The 20,256-nt window shown below is 55.0% G+C and carries 14 protein-coding genes and 1 pseudogene; 10 read left to right on the top strand and 5 right to left on the bottom strand.

Translation table 11 applies throughout. The annotated features are described in order from the left end of the window. Positions 1-40: 40 nt before the first annotated feature. The 5 genes from ACHHV8_RS32250 to ACHHV8_RS32230 all read left to right on the top strand — a co-directional run bounded on the left by ACHHV8_RS32250 (position 41) and on the right by ACHHV8_RS32230 (position 7,458). Positions 41-1,747, top strand: a complete 1,707-nt coding sequence (locus ACHHV8_RS32250) for an adenine deaminase C-terminal domain-containing protein (protein ID WP_395163270.1) — start codon at positions 41-43, stop codon at positions 1,745-1,747. Between the two features lie 672 nt (positions 1,748-2,419). Further along, positions 2,420-2,917 (top strand): MarR family winged helix-turn-helix transcriptional regulator, encoded by a 498-nt coding sequence (locus ACHHV8_RS32245; protein ID WP_395163269.1) that lies wholly within the window; start codon positions 2,420-2,422, stop codon positions 2,915-2,917. Beyond that, positions 2,914-4,698, top strand: coding sequence for an ABC transporter ATP-binding protein (locus ACHHV8_RS32240; RefSeq protein WP_395163268.1), 1,785 nt, complete (start codon positions 2,914-2,916; stop codon positions 4,696-4,698). The genes ACHHV8_RS32245 and ACHHV8_RS32240 overlap by 4 nt, the downstream gene beginning before the upstream one ends. 56 nt (positions 4,699-4,754) lie before the next feature. Beyond that, positions 4,755-6,569 carry an ABC transporter ATP-binding protein gene (locus ACHHV8_RS32235; RefSeq protein ID WP_395163267.1) on the top strand — a complete coding sequence of 605 codons (1,815 nt, stop codon included), beginning with the start codon at positions 4,755-4,757 and terminating at the stop codon, positions 6,567-6,569. Positions 6,570-6,585: 16 nt separating this feature from the next. Then, on the top strand, positions 6,586-7,458 hold the full coding sequence (locus ACHHV8_RS32230) for a YitT family protein (RefSeq protein ID WP_395163266.1): 873 nt from the start codon (positions 6,586-6,588) through the stop codon (positions 7,456-7,458). A gap of 106 nt (positions 7,459-7,564) precedes the next feature. On the opposite strand, the gene ACHHV8_RS32225 is transcribed toward ACHHV8_RS32230, so the two are convergent. The 4 genes from ACHHV8_RS32225 to nirB all read right to left on the bottom strand — a co-directional run bounded on the left by ACHHV8_RS32225 (position 7,565) and on the right by nirB (position 12,484). Continuing rightward, positions 7,565-8,374 carry a methyltransferase domain-containing protein gene (locus ACHHV8_RS32225; protein WP_395163265.1) on the bottom strand — a complete coding sequence of 270 codons (810 nt, stop codon included), beginning with the start codon at positions 8,372-8,374 and terminating at the stop codon, positions 7,565-7,567. Positions 8,375-8,712: 338 nt separating this feature from the next. Next, positions 8,713-9,567, bottom strand: a complete 855-nt coding sequence (locus ACHHV8_RS32220) for a formate/nitrite transporter family protein (RefSeq protein WP_395163264.1) — start codon at positions 9,565-9,567, stop codon at positions 8,713-8,715. An 89-nt stretch (positions 9,568-9,656) separates the two neighbouring features. Beyond that, on the bottom strand, positions 9,657-9,989 hold the full coding sequence (gene nirD, locus ACHHV8_RS32215; RefSeq protein WP_395163263.1) for a nitrite reductase small subunit NirD: 333 nt from the start codon (positions 9,987-9,989) through the stop codon (positions 9,657-9,659). Between the two features lie 59 nt (positions 9,990-10,048). After that, positions 10,049-12,484, bottom strand: coding sequence for a nitrite reductase large subunit NirB (gene nirB / locus ACHHV8_RS32210; protein WP_395163262.1), 2,436 nt, complete (start codon positions 12,482-12,484; stop codon positions 10,049-10,051). Between the two features lie 663 nt (positions 12,485-13,147). Between nirB and uxaC the strand changes: the two genes are divergently transcribed. Together uxaC and cls are read left to right on the top strand one after the other, a co-directional pair. After that, positions 13,148-14,554, top strand: a complete 1,407-nt coding sequence (uxaC, locus tag ACHHV8_RS32205; protein ID WP_395163261.1) for a glucuronate isomerase — start codon at positions 13,148-13,150, stop codon at positions 14,552-14,554. A 261-nt stretch (positions 14,555-14,815) separates the two neighbouring features. Then, complete coding sequence (cls, locus tag ACHHV8_RS32200) at positions 14,816-16,264, top strand: cardiolipin synthase (RefSeq protein ID WP_395163686.1); 1,449 nt, start codon at positions 14,816-14,818, stop codon at positions 16,262-16,264. A 123-nt stretch (positions 16,265-16,387) separates the two neighbouring features. Here cls and ACHHV8_RS32195 read toward each other — a convergent pair. Further along, positions 16,388-16,878, bottom strand: a pseudogene (locus tag ACHHV8_RS32195) (hypothetical protein). Positions 16,879-17,079: 201 nt separating this feature from the next. Between ACHHV8_RS32195 and thiM the strand changes: the two are divergent. From thiM to ACHHV8_RS32180, 3 genes are all read left to right on the top strand, one after another. Continuing rightward, on the top strand, positions 17,080-17,901 hold the full coding sequence (gene thiM, locus ACHHV8_RS32190; RefSeq protein WP_395163260.1) for a hydroxyethylthiazole kinase: 822 nt from the start codon (positions 17,080-17,082) through the stop codon (positions 17,899-17,901). A 525-nt stretch (positions 17,902-18,426) separates the two neighbouring features. Next, positions 18,427-19,086, top strand: a complete 660-nt coding sequence (locus tag ACHHV8_RS32185) for a hypothetical protein (RefSeq protein ID WP_395163259.1) — start codon at positions 18,427-18,429, stop codon at positions 19,084-19,086. 291 nt (positions 19,087-19,377) lie between these two features. Next, positions 19,378-20,040 carry a GntR family transcriptional regulator gene (locus ACHHV8_RS32180; RefSeq protein ID WP_395163258.1) on the top strand — a complete coding sequence of 221 codons (663 nt, stop codon included), beginning with the start codon at positions 19,378-19,380 and terminating at the stop codon, positions 20,038-20,040. Positions 20,041-20,256 lie beyond the last annotated feature (216 nt).

Genomic DNA, 20,256 nt, shown 5'->3' with positions numbered 1-20,256 from the left:
GGCTGCCTTGGCGCCAGCGTACTTGGGAGGTGCAGACATCATGCGTGTAGACTTATTGATTAACAATGTTCGGATTTATAACAGTTACTTTAAACGATTTATCGAGGGCAATGCCGCCGTGCTGGACGGCAGGTTTCTGTATATCGGGCCCCGCGGGAGCGAGAGCTTCGAAGCGGCGGACGTATTGGACGGACAAGGGAACTATTTGATACCCGGCCTCGTCGATATTCACCTTCATATTGAGAGCACGATGGTTACCCCGGCGACGTTCTCGCACGGGCTCATACAGAACGGTGTGACGACGATTGTGCCGGAACCGCACGAAATGGCGAATGTATTCGGCTTGGACGGCGTGAAGCAGATGATTCAGGCGAGCCGGGACTGCGTGGCTGATATGTTCTATGCCATTCCAAGCTCGGTTCCAGCCACCTCGATGGAAACGACCGGAGGCTCGATCGAAATCGCCGATTTGGACGAGCTGCTGCGTACGGAACGGATTCAATGCCTCGGCGAAATTATGAACTACGTGGACGTGATTACGGAACCGGGCTGCAAGACGAATCAAATTTTGCGGCATATTCAGGAGTATTATCCGCATCTTATTATCGAGGGGCATGTGCCTAAGCTGCTGGATCTGGATTTGCACCGTATCATCTACAGCGGCGTTAATTCCGACCATACCCATCAATCGATTGAAGGGATGGAAGCGCGGATCGCCGCGGGCATGTTCATCGAGATTCAGGAGAAATCGATGACCGCCGAGGTCATGAATTATTTGATCGAGAATGACGTATCGGAGCATTTCTGCTTTGTGACCGACGACGTGATGGCGGATTCCTTCGAGCGCCGGGGGCATCTCAACCATATCGTCCGTAAGGCGATTGGGATGGGCATGACGCCGGAGCAGGCGATTTATGCGGCTACGTATACGCCAGCCCGCCGGATGCGGATGTACGACCGCGGAGCGGTGGCTCCGGGGAAAATCGCCGACTTCGTGCTGATTTCCCGGCTGGAGGAGCTTGCGATTGAGCAGGTGTACAAAAACGGCCGCAAGGTGTACGACGCCGGCGAGCCGTACGCGCCGACAACGTCCGCCGGAGCCTTCCCGGCGCATTACTACGAGAGCGTGAAGCTGTCTCCGCTCGGCGAGGCGGATTTCGCGGTCGCCGTAGACGCGGCGGACGGGCACCATGCGTGCCGCGTGATGCTGGTAAAGGACGGCTCGACCTTCACGGAGGAGCATCATGCCGAGGTGGAAGTCAAGGACGGCCTGCTGAACTGGCAGGACAGCGGCTATGGCCTGATCGCCACGTTCGAGCGGTACGGCAAGGGCGGCGGCCGCGCACACGGGCTGATTGGCGGCGATACGATCCGCCGCGGCGCGGTGGCGACGACCTACTCGCACGACAACCACAACCTGCTCGTTGTGGGGCACAATGCCGTGGATATGCAGCTCGCGGCCAATGAAGTGATCCGGCATCAAGGCGGCTTCTGCGTCGTGGAGGACGGTCAAGTACTGGCCTTCCTTCATCTGCCGGTCGGCGGTATTCTGACCGAGGCGCCGCTCACGGAGACGGCTGCGGCGGTCGACCAGCTGTGCAAAGCGATGTTCTCGCTCGGCTACAAGCATTACAACCCGATCATGTCGATCAGCACGCATTCGCTGCCGGTCAGCCCGGCGCTGAAGATTACCGATCATGGGCTGATTAACGTAAATGAAGGCAAGGTCGTGACATTGCTGGTTTAATGCCGTAGCCATGCCATGGCCTGACCGCTTCTCTCTCTTGCGGGAAGATGGGATGGAGCAGTACAAGCTTTCAAGCATATCGGATAATGAAATGAAATAAACGCAAGGGCTGCCCTGCAGCTGGAACCTGAGGTTCCGGCCGACGGGCAGCCTTTTTTTGGTTTAAGTGGAGCCTGTGCCGCCGCAGAGCAATCTGCTTATAAGGTTTGTTTGTGCAGAGGACAGAGAGAGGGCCTGGCAGGTTTGACCGACCGCCGCTCGGCGGCGGAGTGCTTGCCCACAGTACCAAAGATAAAGCCGATATAAACACTCCATTCGGTTTACCTGTTAATTTGAGGGTTAATAACGGGATATATGAGGTTAGAGCATTTGTGGTCATAAGTGTTCTATAAAATGGAAACCGGTAATGGTGTTTAGTGCCAAGGTATACCGGGAGTATGGATCCGGATCTGACTTATATCGCATAAATCGGCCCGCCTTTTGAAAAAATAGGACAAGCTGAAACTGATAACGGTTGCAGGCTGGCTGATGCTTGCGGGAGGAGATGTATCTCCTTTTTTTTTGAATAACCTGCAGAATTGACATATAGATACTTTACGTCGTATAATTTCATCATTAAATTATTAGTATACCTATATATTAGTATACCTATCTAAAGTTGAGGTGACTCGAATGGAGATGAATATGGACCCCGTCGCTCAGGAGCTTATGCTGGCTTTCAGGCATTTCGGCCGCGCTTCCTGGCAGCAGCACAGGGCAATGGAAGGCGGCAAATCCAGCGAAATTATGACCTTATTCTGTATAAGGAAGCATACGCAGCCCGGCAGCATGGGAATGAAGGTGTCGGAGATCAGCGGCTTGCTTCAGGTTACCTCGCCGACCGTCACTCAGCTGATCAACAGCTTAGAGGAGCAGGGACTGGTGGAGCGAACGATGGACCCATCCGATCGGAGGGCAGTCAGGGTCAGGCTTACGGCGAAAGGGGAAGAAGCGGCCGGCAAAAGAGCGGTGACGATCTCCGCGCTGTTTAACGGACTGGTTGCTCATTTGGGCGAAGAGGAAAGCCGGCAGCTGGCCGGCCTGCTCAACAAATCCTGTGCATACTTCAGCGAGAGGTCGGCGGCTGCGGCTGCGGAGAAGAATACGAGAGAAGAGGGGGAGAAACTGTGAAGAAGCTGTTCGCATTTCTGAAGCCGTACCGGCTGCCGGTTACTTTCGTGTTGGTCTTGATTTTTCTTCAGTCTCTCTCTGATCTGTACCTCCCGACTTTAATGTCCGATATCGTCGATCATGGGATCGTACAAGGGGACACCCCTTATATCTTCAAAATCGGCGGCTTTATGCTGCTGGTCGCTGCGTTAGGCGGGCTGTGCTCCATAGCGGCAAGCTATTACTCGTCCAAGGTGGCGGCGGGCTTCGGCAAAATTTTGCGGGGCAAAGTGTTTACGCACGTAGAAAACTTCTCGCTTCAGGAGTTTGACAAAATCGGCACGGCGTCGCTTATCACGCGCACGACCAACGATATTACGCAAGTGCAGCAGGTGCTGACCATGATGATGCGCATGATGATCAGCGCGCCCATGATGTGTATCGGTGGGATCATCATGGCGGTATCGAAGGACGCCAAGCTGTCGCTTGTCATCGTTGTGGTCGTTCCGGTGCTGGCAGGGGCCATTTTCCTTATTGCGAGCCGGGGGATGCCGCTGTTCAAAGCGCTGCAGAAAAAGCTGGATCATTTGAATTTGGTGCTGCGTGAAGGCTTGACCGGCATCCGCGTCATCCGCTCCTTTAACCGGATTGAACATGAGGAAGTCCGCTTTCGGGCAGCCAACCGCGATTTGACGGACACGGCTACCAAGGTAAACCGGATTATGGCGGCAATGATGCCGGTGATGATGCTGATTATGAATTTTTGTTCGATTGCGATCGTCTGGTTCGGCGGGATCCGGATCAGCGAGGGGCATATGCAGGTCGGGGACCTGATGGCTTTTCTCCAGTATGCGATGCAGATCATGTTCTCGTTAATTATGGTTTCGATGATGTTCGTGATGATTCCTCGCGCATCGGTTTCTGCAGGACGGATTAACGAAGTGCTGGACATGAGGCCGGATATGAAGGACGGGGATGCGGCTCACGCCGAACAGGCTCGTTTGAAAAAAGGCTATGTCGAGTTTCAAAATGTCGGCTTCAACTACCCCGGCGCAGAAAAACCGGCGCTGTCCGGTATCTCTTTCCATGCGGAGCCGGGTGAGACGACTGCAATCATCGGCGGAACCGGCTCGGGCAAATCGACGCTGATCAGTCTGATTCCCCGCTTTTATGATGTGGGCGAAGGCCGCATTCTGGTGGACGGTGTCGATGTGCGGGAGATGCCGCAGGCCGTTCTCCGCGCCAAGATCGGTTTTGTGCCGCAGAAGGCTGTATTGTTCTCCGGAACGATCGCGGACAATATCCGGTACGGCAAAGAGGAGGCCACTGACGAAGAAATTCAGCATGCCGCAAGCATTGCTCAGGCAAGCGATTTTATCGCAGGGATGCCGGAAGGATTCAATTCTGTCATTGCCCAAGGGGGCACGAACGTATCCGGCGGGCAGAAGCAGCGGCTGTCGATCGCGCGTGCCTTGGTCCGGAGGCCGGAGATCTATGTATTCGACGACAGCTTCTCCGCGCTGGATTTTAAAACCGACGCGCTGCTGCGAGCGGCGTTGAAGGGAGAAACCGGCGATGCTACTGTGCTGATCGTAGCGCAGCGGGTCACGACCGTGATGGACGCCGACCGGATTATTGTACTGGAGGATGGAGAAATCGCAGGCATCGGAACGCACCGGGAGCTGATGAGCGGCTGCGGCGTCTATCGTGAGATCGTCGCCTCGCAGCTGTCCGAGAGCGCGCTGCAGGAAGCCGCAGAGACGGCTGCGGCGGGAGATTCCGGGAAGGAGGAAACCCCATGAGCGAACAGAAAAAGTAACCCGGCGGCTTCGGAGGCGGTCCGGGCGGCGGCCCGCGGATGGGCATGCCCGTGCAGAAGGCCAAAAACTTCAAGGGCACGCTGCGCCGGCTGGCAGGTTATTTGAAGCCGCACCGCATGGCGCTGCTGACCGTGCTGGCGGCGGCCATATTAAGCGCGGTGTTCAGTACGGTCAGTCCCAAAATATTGGGGAAGGCGACCACGAAGCTGTTCGAGGGCATCATGATGAAGGCTCACAACGTTCCGGGCGCCGAGGTGGATTTCGGTTATATCGGGAATATTCTGCTGCTGCTGATTGTGCTCTACATTGTGAGCTCTATCTTCAGCTATATCCAGCAGTATATTATGGCGGGCATTGCCCAGAAGACGGTGTCGGACCTGCGCAATGAATTGAACGGTAAGCTGTCGCGGCTGCCGCTCAAGTTCTTCGATTCCAAGACGAACGGGGAAATTTTGAGCCGGGTGGTCAATGATGTCGACAACATCAGCAGCACGCTGCAGCAAAGCTTGACCCAGCTGATTACTTCTCTGGTGACGGTCGTGGGCGTCATTATCATGATGCTGACGATCAGCCCGATCTTGACCTTGATCGTGGTACTGACGCTTCCGCTCAGCCTGATCGTGACCAAGGGGGTTGCCTCCCGGTCGCAGAAGCATTTCATGGGCCAGCAGAAGTCGCTTGGCGAGCTGAACGGCCATGTGGAGGAAATGTACACGGGGCATCGGATCGTTAAGGCGTTCGGCCGCGAAGCCAAATCGGTCGAAACGTTCGATGAGATCAATGACCGGCTGTACGAATCCGGCTGGAAAGCGCAATTTATTTCGGGAATCATTATGCCGATGATGAGCTTTGTAAGCAATATAGGGTATGTGCTTGTCAGTGTAGTCGGCGGTATTCTGGTTACCAAACGGTCGATCGAGATCGGGGATATTCAAGCGTTCATCCAATATACAAGGCAGTTCTCCATGCCGATTACGCAGCTGGCTAATATCGCCAACATCATTCAATCGACCATTGCCTCGGCCGAGCGGGTTTTCGAGCTGCTTGACGAGCAGGAAGAGGTGCCGGAAGCGCCCCGCCCGCAGGCGATTGCGAAGCCGCGGGGAGAAGTGCGGTTCGAGCACGTTCGGTTCGGCTACAAAGAGGATGCCCCGCTGATCGAGGATATGAATATTAACGTCTCATCAGGGCAAACGATAGCCATCGTAGGGCCGACAGGCGCGGGCAAGACGACGCTGATTAATCTGCTGATGCGCTTCTACGAGCTGAATGGCGGTAAAATTACGATAGACGGCACGGATATTACAGAGATGAGCCGCGGGGGGCTGCGCAGCATGTTCGGCATGGTGCTGCAGGACACCTGGCTCTTCAACGGGACGATCCGGGACAACATCGCCTACGGACGCGCCGGGGCGACCGAGGAGGATGTCGTCCGCGCGGCGCAAGCGGCGCATGCGGATCATTTTATCCGCACCCTGCCGGAGGGCTACGATACGGTTCTGAATGAAGAAGCGTCGAATATATCTCAAGGGCAAAAGCAGCTGCTGACCATTGCCCGCGCAATCCTTGCCGATCCGTCGATCCTTATTCTGGATGAAGCGACGAGCAGCGTCGACACCCGGACGGAGGTGTATATTCAGAAGGCAATGAACGAGCTGATGAAAGGAAGAACGAGCTTTGTCATCGCGCACAGGCTTTCGACGATCCGGGATGCCGACCTTATTCTAGTCATGAATAAAGGCGCGGTTATCGAGAAAGGGACCCATGAAGAGCTGCTGGAGCAGGGCGGCTTCTATGCCGACTTATATAATAGTCAATTCATGGGGAAGACTACTCACAAAGACGTCGGTTAATTAATGAGGAGGAGCTATGGGAGCGGAAAAGGCGCATAAAAGGATGACGGCGGTACATTTTTTGCAGAGGCTGGTTTTCATAACCATTGGAGCATTTATGATGGGGCTGGCGCTGGAAGTGTTTCTGGTACCCAATCAAGTGATTGACGGTGGCATAGCCGGTATCTCGATTATCGTTTCGGAGATTACGGGGCTGCCTCTGGGCCTGTTCATTTTCATTCTCAACGTGCCTTTCCTGCTGCTGGGCTATAAGCAGATCGGCAAAACATTCGCTTACTCTACGCTGTATGGCATTGCCGTTATGTCCGTAACGACCTCGTGGCTGCACCACGCCGAAGCATTTACCAGCGAGAAGCTGCTGGCGGTGTTGTTCGGAGGCGTCATTCTGGGAGCGGGCGTCGGGCTGGTCATGCGGTTCGGCGGCTCGCTGGACGGAACGGAAATTGTCGCCATTCTCATTTCTAAGAAATCGAAAATCTCCGTCGGTCAAATTATTATGTTCATCAACGTGTTTATCTTCATCGTGGCCGGGTTCGTGTTCGGCTGGGATTCCGCGATGTACTCCATCTTTACGTATTACATTGCGTTTAAGCTGATTGATATCGTCGTCGAGGGTTTAAACGAGTCCAAATCGGTCACGATCATTTCCAACGATTACGAGGAAATATCGGGAGCGATTATGGACCGTCTGGGGCGGAATACGACGTTTATTTACGCCAAGGGCGGTTATATGAAAGAGGATATTCAGATGATCTACTGTGTCGTTACCCGTCTGGAGGTGGCGAAGCTGCGCAGTATCGTTCAGGAAATCGACCGCAGGGCATTTATCGCCATCGAGCATGTGTCCGATGTGATGGGCGGCAATTTCGATAAGGCCAACATTCACTAGCGGACAGGACAAAAAACAAGCCGTTCCCGGGCATGCGGCCCGCTCAAGGGAACGGCTTTTCTTTGCTTTATGAAGAATACGCCGCCTTGGCTGTTCGACTGCTTGGCTACGCGTTGCGCAAGCCTTCCACAGCCAGCATATACATGCTCATCGACTGGGCTTCTTCGCGGCACCAGGCCCGGTAATCCTGCTCGGCTGCAGTGTATGCCTGCGCGGTGATGCAGCCGTCCCGTTCCATCTGAGGGCCTCTGCTGGAAGCGGTGTCGGCCCACAGGGAGATCCGGGAGGCGAAATCGGGCTCGCCGCGCTGCATAGTTTCGTGCTGGGGAGTTACGATGATGTCTTCCAGGCCGGCTTGAGCGAACAGTTCGGGCAGCTGGTCTGCGATTTGGTTGTCCATTCCGGCGTCCTCACGCCACTGGAGGTAAGCGGAATAGAAGGAACGCATGGTTGGGGGCGGCTCCGGCGCCCAGACGATTTTCTCGTGGTTGTAGTCTGCGACCAGCACGCGGCCTCCTATTTTGGCGCAAGTCTTCATCTGCTCCAATGCCTGCGCGGGCCGGTCAAGCCAGACGAGCACCCGGGCACAGGTGACCACGTCGAACTGCTTCTCATAGGCGAGCCGGTACACATCTCCGCATTCGAAGCTTAATCCGGGCACATCTCCGTGGGCCGCCCGGGCCCGCTCGATCAGCTTGGGGTTGTTGTCTATCCCGACAACGCGGCCCTGCGGGCCGACCGCCTCCGCGATCCCCCGCGTAATCGCTCCCGTTCCGCAGCCGATATCCAGCACGTGCATGCCTTCGGCCAGTATGGCGGTCAGCCTTCGGTGCGAGGCATGCAAGGTCCGCGCGTCCAATACGCCGGTGAGCTTTCCGGATAATTCGGCTCTATGCTGCGCCGTAAGTGGGTCCATAAGGGGAGTACCTCCTTGAATGAATGAGTCTGCCAGCAGTTCAGCTTCATTGAAGCCGCAAGCGGCTGTATGTCTATCATACGCCGCTCTTTCCTATAGCTCCAATATATAAATAAAATTATACTTATAGGTAATTGTTATAAGGTGGGCAGACGCCAGTCTAGGAAGCGGGAAGAACCGCTGCAATTGAGTCTCCTGCCAATCGGACGCAAAGACGCTTCCAAAACCGCACTGTAGTCGGAATGGAAGCGTCTTTTATGCAGGAATATTTCAACTCGAGACGGGAAATGCCGGGTCAAAAGCGGCCTTGGGCGGCGTTCTTTTCACTGCTGCGCAGGTTAGTTGTGCTTCAGCACCTTGCCGTCAAAAGCGATCTGCTCCGGTTGAACGGCCGTTTCCTTCGCGCTGCTCTTGCTTTTGCTGTGAGTGAAGTACAGCATCATGCCCGTGAACAGGACCCCTCCCACAAAGTTGCCGAGCAGTACGGGAATTTGGTTCCACAGCCACCAGCCGCTGAAGGATACGTTGGCGCCATAGAGCATGCCTGCCGGGATGACGAACATGTTCACGACGGCATGCTCGAAGCCCTGCGCGAAGAAAGTCAGGATCGGCAGCCACATGGCGATGATTTTGCCTGCAGTGGACTGGGAGGTCATCGCCATGACCGCGCCCAGGGTGACCATCCAGTTACACAGGATGGCTTTGATGAAGACGGCGAGCAGGCCGTCGGTGCCGAGAGCGGCGTAGCCGTTCGTTTTGGTCTCGGCCGTCTTGATGATCGTCTGAACGATCGCGTTGCTGGCGTGCCCGAAGTTGGTGACCGCGGCATAAAACAACGCGGCATAAGCAATGGAGCCGATTAAATGCCCCAGGATCACCCAGGCGAACTGGCGGAGCATCCGGCTGACAGTCGTGCGTCTGCGGAGCACCGCCAGCGGAATAAGCGCAAAGCTTCCGGTCACGAGCTCGAGTCCAAGGAGGATAATTATGACGAAGCCGACAGGGAAGACAAGGGCGCCTGCCAGCCCGATATTCGTTTGCGAGGTGGCTGTGAAGGCCAATGTCGTGGCGAAAGCGAGAATCGCGCCTCCGAGAAATCCGCGGATCAGCATGTCCTTCACCGACAGATTCGCTTTATTTTCACCGGCCTGCACCATCTGCTCGACCACTTGCTCCGGTTTCATATAATCCATGTCTGTTATCTCCTTTCAGTTTTGCCCGTCGTCCTTGCAGGTTCGCCAGGGTTTATTTCAGAGAGGGCCGAAGCGGCCCTCCGCATCGGCTAGGAAGCGATGCTGCCGGCTTGAGGCATGAGCAGCACGACATTGCCGTGTTCGTCTGCGCGGACATCGAAGTGCTGGACACAGCCCTCGTCGGGCGCTTGCACGAGACCGTCGTGAAGGTCGATTTTCCAGTCGTGCAGCGGGCAATAGACGTGGTGGTCGCAGACGATGCCTTCCGACAGCTTGCCCTTCTTGTGCGGGCACAGGTTTTCAATAGCTTGAAATTCGCCGCCGGTCAGCTGAAAGACGGCAATTTCCATCCCTTCGATGTGAACGACCCGCGATCTTCTTTCGGTAAAATCGGATTGGTGGCCAATGATATATGATTTCATAGGAATGCTCCTTCCGTTCTCCAAGTTGGGAATGCTGATTCATATCGCAGCGGTTTCGCTTAGCCGCCGATGGTTTCGGCGGCCGATGGCCGAAGCTCCTCGAAGCTCGCGCGGAGGGAATCGTTCTCGATAATTTCCTTCCATGGATCTGTCATCAGACCGAGGGTTTTATCGATTCGCTCGTTCAGCGCAATCCGGTCCTCCTGCTTCTCCAGCGCGGCTCTAATGCTGTCTGCGCCTACACGCTGCACCCATTCGCTCGTCCGCTCGTTCCACTTCGCTTCCTCGCGGTAATACTGCAGGAAGGCGCCGGCCCATTCCATCACTTCCTCGGCGGTCTTGACCTTGCACAGCAGATCGGTAGCCCGCACCTTGACGCCGCCGTTGCCGCCGATATGCAGCTCCCAGCCGCCGTCGATCGCTACGATGCCGAAGTCCTTGATCGTCGATTCCGCACAGTTCCGCGGACATCCGGAGACGGCCAGCTTTACTTTGGCCGGCGTATTCAGCCGTTCAAACCGCTTCTCCAAATCGATTCCCATTTGGATGGAATCCTGCGTGCCGAAGCGGCAGAAGGTGGAGCCGACGCACGTTTTGACCGTGCGGAGCGCTTTGCCGTAAGCGTAGCCTGACGGCATATCGAGATCGGACCACATGCTCGGCAGATCCTCTTTCTTCACGCCGAGCAGGTCGAGCCGCTGTCCTCCGGTGAATTTGACCATCGGCACGTCGTACTTTTCCGCGACCTCGGCGATCCGTTTCAGCTGCGCGGGAGAAGTGACGCCTCCGTAAATCCGCGGAACGACCGAATAAGTGCCGTCCTTCTGAATATTCGCATGGTTGCGTTCGTTAACGAAGCGGGACTCTCTTTCCTCCGCATGCTCCTCCGGCCACGCCATGCCCAAGTAGTAATTCAGAGCCGGACGGCATTTGGAGCAGCCTTCCTCTGTCTTCCAGGAGAGGACATTCATCACTTCCTTCGAAGTGGTGAGGTGCATGCCGCGAATCGCTTCGACAATCTCGTCGCGGCTCAGTTCGGTACAGCCGCAGATGCCTTCCTTCGCCGTCACGACGCCGTCCGCTCCGAGCGTATAGGTAAGCAGATCCGCCACCAGCGGTTTGCAGCCGCCGCACGAGCCGGAAGCTTTGGTGCAGGCTTTAATATCGTTGACGCTTGCGCAGCCCTTCTCTTGAATAGCCTGCACGATGGCGCCTTTGGATACTCCGTTGCACCCGCACACGATTTCGCTGTCCGCCATCGCGGCTACGAAATCGAGCCCGGAGGCTTTAGCCCCGCCGGCCGCTTCGCCAAGCAGCACCTGCTTCTCTCGTCCGGAGACGTCTTCGCCGCTGCGGATCATGGAGAACAGCCGAGAGCCGTCGCTTGTATCTCCGAACAGGACGGCCCCGATCAGCTTGCCGTCGCGAATGACGGCTTTCTTGTAGACGCCGTCAAAATCGTCCTGCATCCGCACGGAACGGGTGCCGGGCTCGTCGCGGAACTGTCCGGCGGAGAAGACGTTGACGCCGGAAATTTTCAGCTTGGTCGAGACGACCGAGCCGTGATAGCCTTCGGAAGCTGTGCCGGCCAGCCGTTTGGCCAGCTCGCTGCCCTGTTCATAGAGCGGGGCGACCAGCCCGTAGGCGACACCGCGATGTTCTGCGCATTCGCCGAGAGCGTACACGTCAGGAATATTCGTTTCCATGTAATCGTTGACGACGATACCGCGGTTCACTTCAATGCCGGTGTCCTTCGCCAGCTGCACGTTCGGGCGGATACCGACCGCCATGACGACCAGATCGGCATCCGTCTCGCTGCCGTCCTTGAAGCGGACACCGGTTACGCGTTTTCTGCCGAACAGCAGCTCCGTATTTTTATCCAGCAGGAATTTCATGCCTTGGGCTTCCAGCTCCTTCTGAAGCATCAAGGCTGCGGTTTCGTCCAGCTGGCGTTCCATTAAATACTTATTAATATGGACGACGGATACTTCCATGTTCAGATTCAATAATCCGCGTGCCGCTTCGAGCCCGAGCAGCCCGCCGCCGATTACGACGGCCTTCTTATAGTTTCGCGCGGCCTCGATCATCATCTCGCAATCCTTGATGTCGCGGAAGGCGATGACGCCTTCTTTGTCCGCGCCCGGCAGCGGGAGCATGAACGGAAGAGAGCCGGTAGCCAGAATCAGCGCATCATAGCTTGCTTTCAGGCCGCTTGCGGTCGATACGATTTTGCGGGCGGTATCGATCTTAGTTACCGTCTCGCCGGCATATAATGTAATGCCGTTATCCTCGTACCAGCTCCAGTCGTTAATGACGATATCCTTCACGTCGGCATCGCCGGCAAGGACGGAGGACAGCAGGATACGGTTATAGTTCGGGTGAGGCTCGCTGCCGAAAATGGTAATTTCGTATTGATTAGGCGCCAGTTTCAGCAGCTGTTCAATTGCGTTGACCCCTGCCATGCCGTTACCGATAAGAACTAATTTCTTTTTCATCTATACCACTCCTCACCATAATGTCAGGTTGTGTTACAATAATTTGAGCTTTTATCAAAAAAAGTTAAGTGAAACGAGGTGTTTATTTTCTTTTATGTTATATAACCTTACATACTTTATATCGATACAATAACGTACGGTGACGAATAATTCAACCGTTTTTTCGAAAAAAATAAGCAAAAAATAAATGTGGGTTTTTATATATACGAATATTAATTGATTTTAATAAAATATTGTTCGTGATTTCTGGGGATGCCGTAAGTTTCGGTGCATTTTTTACAACAAATAGGAAATTAACTTCATTCCGAGGTTGCATTTTAAAATGTGAGTATATATAACATATAGGGATCTGAGGAATTCACGAATGTTGGACAGGATTTGCAGCCTGCGTTATTCGGAAATCGGTCTTTTTCATAAAATAATGGGGATCTTCTATCTGCAAGCGTTTGCAGATAGAAGATTGGGTACCTATACCTTCGTGCGCATCGGGTTTGGCATGTCGGTTGGTCAAAGCGAGGGGAGTTTGACAAACAGGGCAAAATCGGTCAGGTGGAAGGCAAAATGCTATTTGTATTTTCGCGGCAAGTAGAGTACGATAGACTGTATTACGACCATTGTTCACGTGAACAATGAATACAGGGATAAAGGTGGAATGGGCGAAGTATGAAAAAGTTTCTGGATGAAAATTTCCTGTTATCTAACGCAACCGCTATCAATCTATACCACAATTATGCAAAAGAAATGCCAATCATCGACTATCACTGCCATTTGAGCCCGCAAGAAATATACGAGAACAAAGCGTTCAAAAATATTACCGAAGCTTGGCTCTACGGGGATCACTATAAATGGAAAGCGATGCGCGCAAACGGCGTGGAAGAAAGATTCGTAACCGGCGGCGAGAATACGAGCGACTACGACCGCTTCCTGGCCTGGGCCAAAACCGTGCCGCAAACGATCGGCAATCCGCTGTATCATTGGTCTCACCTGGAGCTGCAGCGTTTCTTCGGCATTTCCGACCTGCTGAATGAAGAAAGCGCTCCCGCTATCTGGGAGAAAGTCAATGCCCAGCTGAACGGCGAAGGCTTCGGCGCGCGCGATCTGATCAAAAAATCGAACGTACGCGTCATTTGCACAACCGACGATCCTGCCGACTCGCTGGAATATCATGTGAAGATTAAAGAGCTTCCGGATTTCGACGTACAGGTGCTGCCTTCCTTCCGTCCGGACAAGGGTCTTGAAATTAACCGCGAAGGCTTCGCGCAATGGGTACAAAAGCTGGCTCAAGCCGCGAACCAAACGATCGAAAACTACGATCAGTTCCTGGCCGCGCTGGAATCCCGCGTGAAATTCTTCAACTCCGTAGGCGGCCGTGTGTCCGACCATGCGTTGGATTATGTGGCCTATGCCGAAACGACGAAGGAAGAAGCGGCAGCTATTTTCGCCAAAGCTTTGCAAGGCGGCAGCGTAACGCTTGAAGAAGAGAAGAAATATAAAACGTACACGCTCGTGTTCCTCGGCAAGCAGTATGCTGAGCACGGCTGGGCGATGCAGTTCCATATTAACGCACACCGCAATAACAATGTGCGCATGTTCCGCACGCTCGGTCCGGATACGGGCTTCGACTCGATCAATGACAATGCGATCGCAGGACCGCTCGTACGCATCATGGATGCGCTGGACGGAGAAGACAAGCTGCCTAAGACGATTCTGTACTCGCTGAATCCGAAGGACCATTATGTAATCGGCACGATTATCGGCAGCTTCCAAGGCGGCGGCGTTCCAGGCAAAGTCCAGCTCGGCTCCGCTTGGTGGTTCCTCGATACGAAAGACGGCATGCTGGAGCAAATGAGAGCGCTGGCTAACCTCGGTCTGCTGAGCCGTTTTGTCGGCATGCTGACGGACTCCAGAAGCTTCTTGTCCTATACGCGCCACGAGTATTTCAGAAGAATTTTGTGCAACCTGATCGGCGAATGGGTTGAGAACGGCGAAGCGCCGGACGATATGGAGCTGCTGGGCAGTATGGTTCAAAATATTTCCTACAACAACGCGCAGGAATATTTCGGCTTCTAATCACAGCTTGATCCGGCTTGGCGGGAGAGCCTCTCCCGCGAGCTTTTTTACACCTCTTAAAACGGGCAGCCACCGGACCCATGAAGGTCTATGGCGGTCTTGTTTTAGGGGTGTTTTATTTTTGTCGAGGACTGAACGCCATCCGGCTTCATGCATACGTCTATTCGGGTAAGGAAATTCTAAAGCCGAGGTGGATAAACATTCCAGAAGAAGTTATGCTTAAGGAACGGATTGCCGGAAGGCTTGCAGGAGGTGAGTGCGCTGTTCGAATTTCAAGATGTTTATAATATGCTGACGCTGCTCAACTATCTTTTTGCCGTAGCGATCATTTTCTTGGAGCGCCGCAATGTCGTGGCGACTTGGGCCTGGCTGATGGTTCTGCTCTTTCTCCCGGGTGTTGGTTTTATCATCTACCTGCTCGTTGGCAAAACGCTCAACGGCCGCCGGATGAAGGCGATGAAGGATGAGACGAGGGAGGAATTCAACGCGGTGTCGCGCCAGCAGACCGAGCAGATCGAGCTTGGGGTCATGCACTATGTCGATCCGGCGATGGAAGCTTACCATGACATGATGCACATGAATCTGATGAGCAGCCGCTATTCCGTTCTGACGCAGGATAATCAGGTTGAAATATTTACGGACGGCCGAAGCAAGTTCACGTCTCTGTTTGCAGACATTCGTGAAGCGAAGCTGTACATTCATTTGCAATATTACATTATACGAGCGGATGCGCTCGGCCAGGAACTAATCCGGCTGCTGACGCAAAAGGCGAGGGAGGGCGTGGAGGTCAGGCTGCTGTACGACGATGTCGGGAGCTACGGTCTGCAAAAAAAACTGCTTCAGCCGCTGCTGGATGCAGGCGGAGAGGCGGGGGCCTTCTTTCCGTCGCGGATTCGTTATTTGAATCTGAGGCTCAATTACCGCAACCACCGCAAAGTATGCGTGATCGACGGGAAGCGGGGTTATATCGGAGGCTTCAACGTAGGAGACGAATATTTGGGGCTCGATCCGAAGCTGGGCCTCTGGCGGGATACTCATTTGAGACTGGAGGGCAGCGCGGTCAAAGTGCTGCAGGCCCACTTTATGATGGACTGGAACCGGACCTCCGCACCTTCGATCAGCTATGAGGCCAAATATTTCTCCGAGGACGTATACCCGCAGGGCGTCGGGATGCAGATCGTGTCCAGCGGTCCGCATTCGAACCGGCAGCAGATCAAGAACGCCTATATCAAAATGATCCATTCCGCCAAGCGCAGCGTCTATATTCAGTCGCCGTACTTTGTACCCGACGAAAGTCTGCTGAATGCGCTAAAAATGGCCGCATTGTCCGGTATTGACGTCAAAGTCATGATTCCGGACCGTCCGGACCATTTCTTCGTCTTCTGGGCATCGCGTTCCTACCTGGGCGAGCTGCTGGATAACGGGGTGCGCTGCTTTTTGTACGAGAAGGGCTTCCTCCACGCCAAGACGCTGGTGATTGACGGCAAGGTCGCCTCGGTAGGCACGGCCAATATCGATATCCGCAGCTTTAAGCTGAACTTTGAAATTAACGCGTTTATTTACGATACGAAGACGGCGGGGAAGCTCGAGGAGCTGTTTGCGGCCGATCTTCGCCATTCTCTTGAACTGACGGTCGACTCTTACAGACGGAGATCTTATTTTAGTCAGGTAAAAGAGTCGGTGGCGAGGCTGCTGTCGCCTTTACTGTAACTGACGCAGTCTGCCGCGGGACTGCAGCTGTACTGACTGCTGCGAGGCGCTGCTGGCTCTGCTGCAACTGCCGGAAGATGAGCCTGCAGGCTTGAGAGCCTTATAAAAAAAGCAGCGGCCGCTTTAAGCGCCGCTGCGGGTAAACCCTTCCTCCCGAAGGTACTCTTCGGCTTCCTCGTAGGTTTCGAAGGCCGACTCCAGGTTTTGTCTATCGTAGACATACCACAGCTCATCTTCGTAAAAAAGCCGCAGCGTATGATGATCCTGGAACTGGTCCACAGCTCCTCGCCGTCCGGCTCGGACGCTGGCGAAGAAGGCTTCACGCCCGGCGCCGCATCGGGCGCGAGTGAGCGGATGGAGGCCGCAAGCAGGCTGCGCAGCTCCTCCTCGGTCAAGTCGCGGATATTGACGAGTCCCTTCTCGTCGGTCGAATAACCCTTCAGGTGCCCGGCATAGACGAAGCCGTTGCCGTTTTTGTGCAGATGGTAGACGACGTTTTTGCGGTCAAAGCCGCTTTCCTCATATTGAAAGTTCACCCGGCCCAAGGAGACGTCCTTGCGCTGCAGCTCCGGGAACGATTCGATAACCGCCAGCTTTTGTTCAAATGTGAGCATATGTGTTTTCCTCCGGGATACATAAATAGAGAGATGTTTCGTTGATTATAGCACAGGATCGTACGAAGACCAATGAATCCGGCAGGCCGTTCCGGGCGAAGGACGCGAGGAAGGGGAGCATCCGGCGGGACGGCGTTTGGCAAGCTTCCCCGGTTGGTTTATGATAAGCACATAGATCTTATATGGGATGATGAAGGGTGGATGAATACAGTGGAGAATAAAGATATCGCCGCATTGTGGCGGCAGGTCAAAGCGGTAAAGCCGCTGGTACATAATATTACGAATGTAGTGGTCACCAATTTCACTGCGAACGGGCTGCTGGCTCTAGGCGCTTCGCCGGTCATGGCTTATGCCAAGGAAGAAGTGGCGGATATGGCCGCCATCGCCGGAGCGCTGGTGCTGAACATCGGGACGCTGTCCGCCGAGGAAGTCGAGGCGATGATCATTGCCGGCAAATCGGCGAACGAGCATGGCGTTCCGGTGATTTTCGATCCGGTCGGCGCCGGGGCGACCGCCTACCGGACTGAAACGTCGCGGCGGCTGCTGCGCGAGGTGAAGGTCTCCGTGCTGCGGGGCAACGCCGCCGAAATCGCCAATGTGGTCGGCGAGAGCCGGACCATCAAGGGCGTGGACGCGGGAAGCGACGGCGGCGATGCCGTTGCACTGGCGCAGCGCGCAGCGCAGCAGCTGGGCTGCATCGTCGTCGTCACCGGCGAAGAGGACGTGGCGACCGACGGCGCCTCGACGTATGTGGTGTCAGGCGGCCACCCGATTTTGACACGGGTGACCGGTACTGGCTGCCTGCTCACCAGCGTCATCGGCGCATTCGCCGCGGCGGCAGCCGGAGCTTCGCGCCCGCTGCTGGAGGGCGCGGTTGCCGCGCTTGCCGGCTACAGCGTGGCCGCCGAGCGGGCCGCAGGCGAGCATCCGGCGCCCGGCAGCTTCGCCGTGCGCTTTCTCGACGAGCTCGCGGAGCTGAGCGGGGAAGAGATCGAGCGCGCCGCCCGGGTACGGCGGGTCTGAATCTAACCCGCTGCCGTGCGCCGGGGCCAGGCTATGACCGAGAAAGGTGGCCTGAGCGGCTGTCATTTGACGTATAGGCAAGAGCTTCGGTCGAAACTTAAATTGGCTGCAGCCGAGATCGCAGATAAATGAGCGGAGCCATGCCGACCGAGGCGGATAGACTTCATCAGCCTAGGACGGGCAGCGTTATAGGCTGCGACTTGCAATTTATAAGCAGCGTGGAACTACAGGAAGGGGCTTGCGCCGTGTAATGCGGTCAGGCTCTTTTTTTTGCATAAAGGGAAAGGAAATGAACGAGTCTTCAGGCTTCAGAACGTTGAACGGCTGTTCTGATTTGATGGCTGCTCGACAAGCTGACATATGCGGGATCGACGTCTGCATCTCCGCCAAGCAGCTTCCGCTTTGAAGCTCCCGGAAGGCCGTCACGGCGTTTTTCGAAACCGTCACGCTCTCCAGTACACCTGCCTGCAACATTATAGGGCCGTTTACGTCTGATAGGTAAATACTGGACGGGGGATTACTGGAATGAAGAATTGGTTGTTGAGGGTGGCGGCAGCTGTTTTCTTGATGCTGTCAGGCTGCCACCCTGCGGGCACGGAAGCGCCTGATCTTCAGGCAAGGGGAGCGTTAATGTATGCGGCCGCAACCGGACCGAAGGATTCGATGGAGCAGGAGGCGCTGTACGAGATCAAGGAGAGCATTATGAGACATGCCGCCGAGTTGGAGGAGCGTTACCGGATCAAGGTAGTAACGGCAGGCATCGGGCAGGGGCACATCCTGCTCGCAGTGAGGCGTTCCGGGGAAGTGGAGGAGAAGCTTGCAGAGGAGGAGATGGAAAGGCTGAAAGCGGCGTTGTTTGCTTGGGCGGGGAGGCCGTTTCCCGTCCGTATTACGGTACAGTCCTGCTGCACCCGGGAACCCGGAATTACGGGGAGAATCACCGCCTTCGATAAGGAGCAGGGGCGGGTCCTAGTCGTAAACGTACAGCATAAGACAGACGGCGGCAGCCCTGACGCCGCATGGGTTCAGCTGGCTTCTGACGGAATTCTGGTAACAGGCGGCCAGCAGCAGACGGGAGGACTGGATGTTTCGCTTGTCGGGCACGAGGTTGAGGTATGGACGACCGGCATGGTGCTCCAGTCGTATCCCGTTCAAGTGTCGGCGCTGAAAATGGTGGTGGAATAAGGGGGGAAACGGCTCCCTCGCTTGTGCCGTCCTCGGTCTCGTAAAGTGCTTCTGAAAGGAAGATAGCGAAAAGCGCCGAGACCCAGCTGCCGATAAGCCCGCCGTAGGGTAGAGGCAGGGGAGCTTGTCAGACTGGATAGGAGACGCCTCAAAGCAGACAATCGGAAACTCATCCTCCCGCATTGACAGAATGTCGGAGCATTGTTATGATCAACATGAGATATCTGATATATCAGATCAATCGGATGCAGTCCGGCAGCAGCTCGGGCTAGGAGCGGGAGGCGAACAAATATGGAATTGCGCGTTGATATCAGCTCACAAGTGCTCTCCATCCGCGATATGGTGTACGACACGCTGAAAGAAGCGATCTTGACCGGGCAGATTGAGCAGGGAGCTCACCTGAAAGAACGGGATATCGCGGAAAATTTCGGCGTAAGCACAACGCCTGTGAAGGAAGCTTTGAGGCGGCTTGATCAAGAAGGACTGGTCATCACCAAGCCGCGCGTCGGTACGTACGTATCGAACCGGATTATGAGCTCCATCGAGGAGATCAGCTGGGCACGGCTCGCCTTGGAGGGGGTCGCGGCGAGATTGGCGGCGATCAAGATTACGGATCGGGAATGCGAGACGCTGCAGGCGCATATGGAGAAGATTCGTGAGGCGACCCTGGACAATAACGGGGAAGTGATCTATCAGCTGAACGAAGCGTTTCACCAGATGATCCTTGAGATTGCGAGCAATGATTATATCGTGCAGCAGATCGGAGCGGTAAGAGCCTTTGACCGTGCGGTGAGAAAGCAGGCGCTGTCCAACCATCAGGAATTCGAGCGGGCTTATCAAGAGCACAAGCTGATTTGCGATAAAATTACGTCAAAAGATCCGGATGGCGCTGAGGAAGCGATGCGCAGCCATATCCGCAGAACGGCATCCTACGTTACTCAAAGCAAGCTGTAAGAAGGCAGGGTGCCTTCTTCTTTTTTCTATATTTTGATATGTCATATTGTATAGTTTTTTAAAGAGGCTGCATTTTTGTAAATCTATACTGGTGTTTAAACGGATGTATTGCAAGCGGATACATATGAAGCCTGATTCACCAGATTTGGTAAGGAGTGGGTTGGAAAGGACAACATGGTAACAACGGTTGTAATTATGCAACATGGCGCAGCCCAT

Source organism: Paenibacillus sp. TAB_01 (assembly GCF_043945595.1).
GTDB lineage: Bacteria > Bacillota > Bacilli > Paenibacillales > NBRC-103111 > Paenibacillus_S.
This window is presented reverse-complemented; position numbering and strand designations above follow the sequence as displayed.

Excerpts from the sequence above, each read along its gene's own strand:
- ACHHV8_RS32245 (WP_395163269.1), top strand. The coding sequence starts at position 2,420 with ATGGAGATGAATATGGACCCCGTCGCTCAGGAGCTTATGCTGGCTTTC.
- ACHHV8_RS32180 (WP_395163258.1), top strand. The coding sequence starts at position 19,378 with ATGGAATTGCGCGTTGATATCAGCTCACAAGTGCTCTCCATCCGCGAT.
- ACHHV8_RS32230 (WP_395163266.1), top strand. The coding sequence starts at position 6,586 with ATGGGAGCGGAAAAGGCGCATAAAAGGATGACGGCGGTACATTTTTTG.
- thiM (WP_395163260.1), top strand. The coding sequence starts at position 17,080 with ATGAATACAGTGGAGAATAAAGATATCGCCGCATTGTGGCGGCAGGTC.
- nirD (WP_395163263.1), bottom strand. The coding sequence starts at position 9,989 with ATGAAATCATATATCATTGGCCACCAATCCGATTTTACCGAAAGAAGA.
- ACHHV8_RS32225 (WP_395163265.1), bottom strand. The coding sequence starts at position 8,374 with ATGGACCCACTTACGGCGCAGCATAGAGCCGAATTATCCGGAAAGCTC.
- nirB (WP_395163262.1), bottom strand. The coding sequence starts at position 12,484 with ATGAAAAAGAAATTAGTTCTTATCGGTAACGGCATGGCAGGGGTCAAC.
- uxaC (WP_395163261.1), top strand. The coding sequence starts at position 13,148 with ATGAAAAAGTTTCTGGATGAAAATTTCCTGTTATCTAACGCAACCGCT.
- ACHHV8_RS32250 (WP_395163270.1), top strand. The coding sequence starts at position 41 with ATGCGTGTAGACTTATTGATTAACAATGTTCGGATTTATAACAGTTAC.
- ACHHV8_RS32235 (WP_395163267.1), top strand. The coding sequence starts at position 4,755 with ATGGGCATGCCCGTGCAGAAGGCCAAAAACTTCAAGGGCACGCTGCGC.
- ACHHV8_RS32220 (WP_395163264.1), bottom strand. The coding sequence starts at position 9,567 with ATGGATTATATGAAACCGGAGCAAGTGGTCGAGCAGATGGTGCAGGCC.
- ACHHV8_RS32185 (WP_395163259.1), top strand. The coding sequence starts at position 18,427 with ATGAAGAATTGGTTGTTGAGGGTGGCGGCAGCTGTTTTCTTGATGCTG.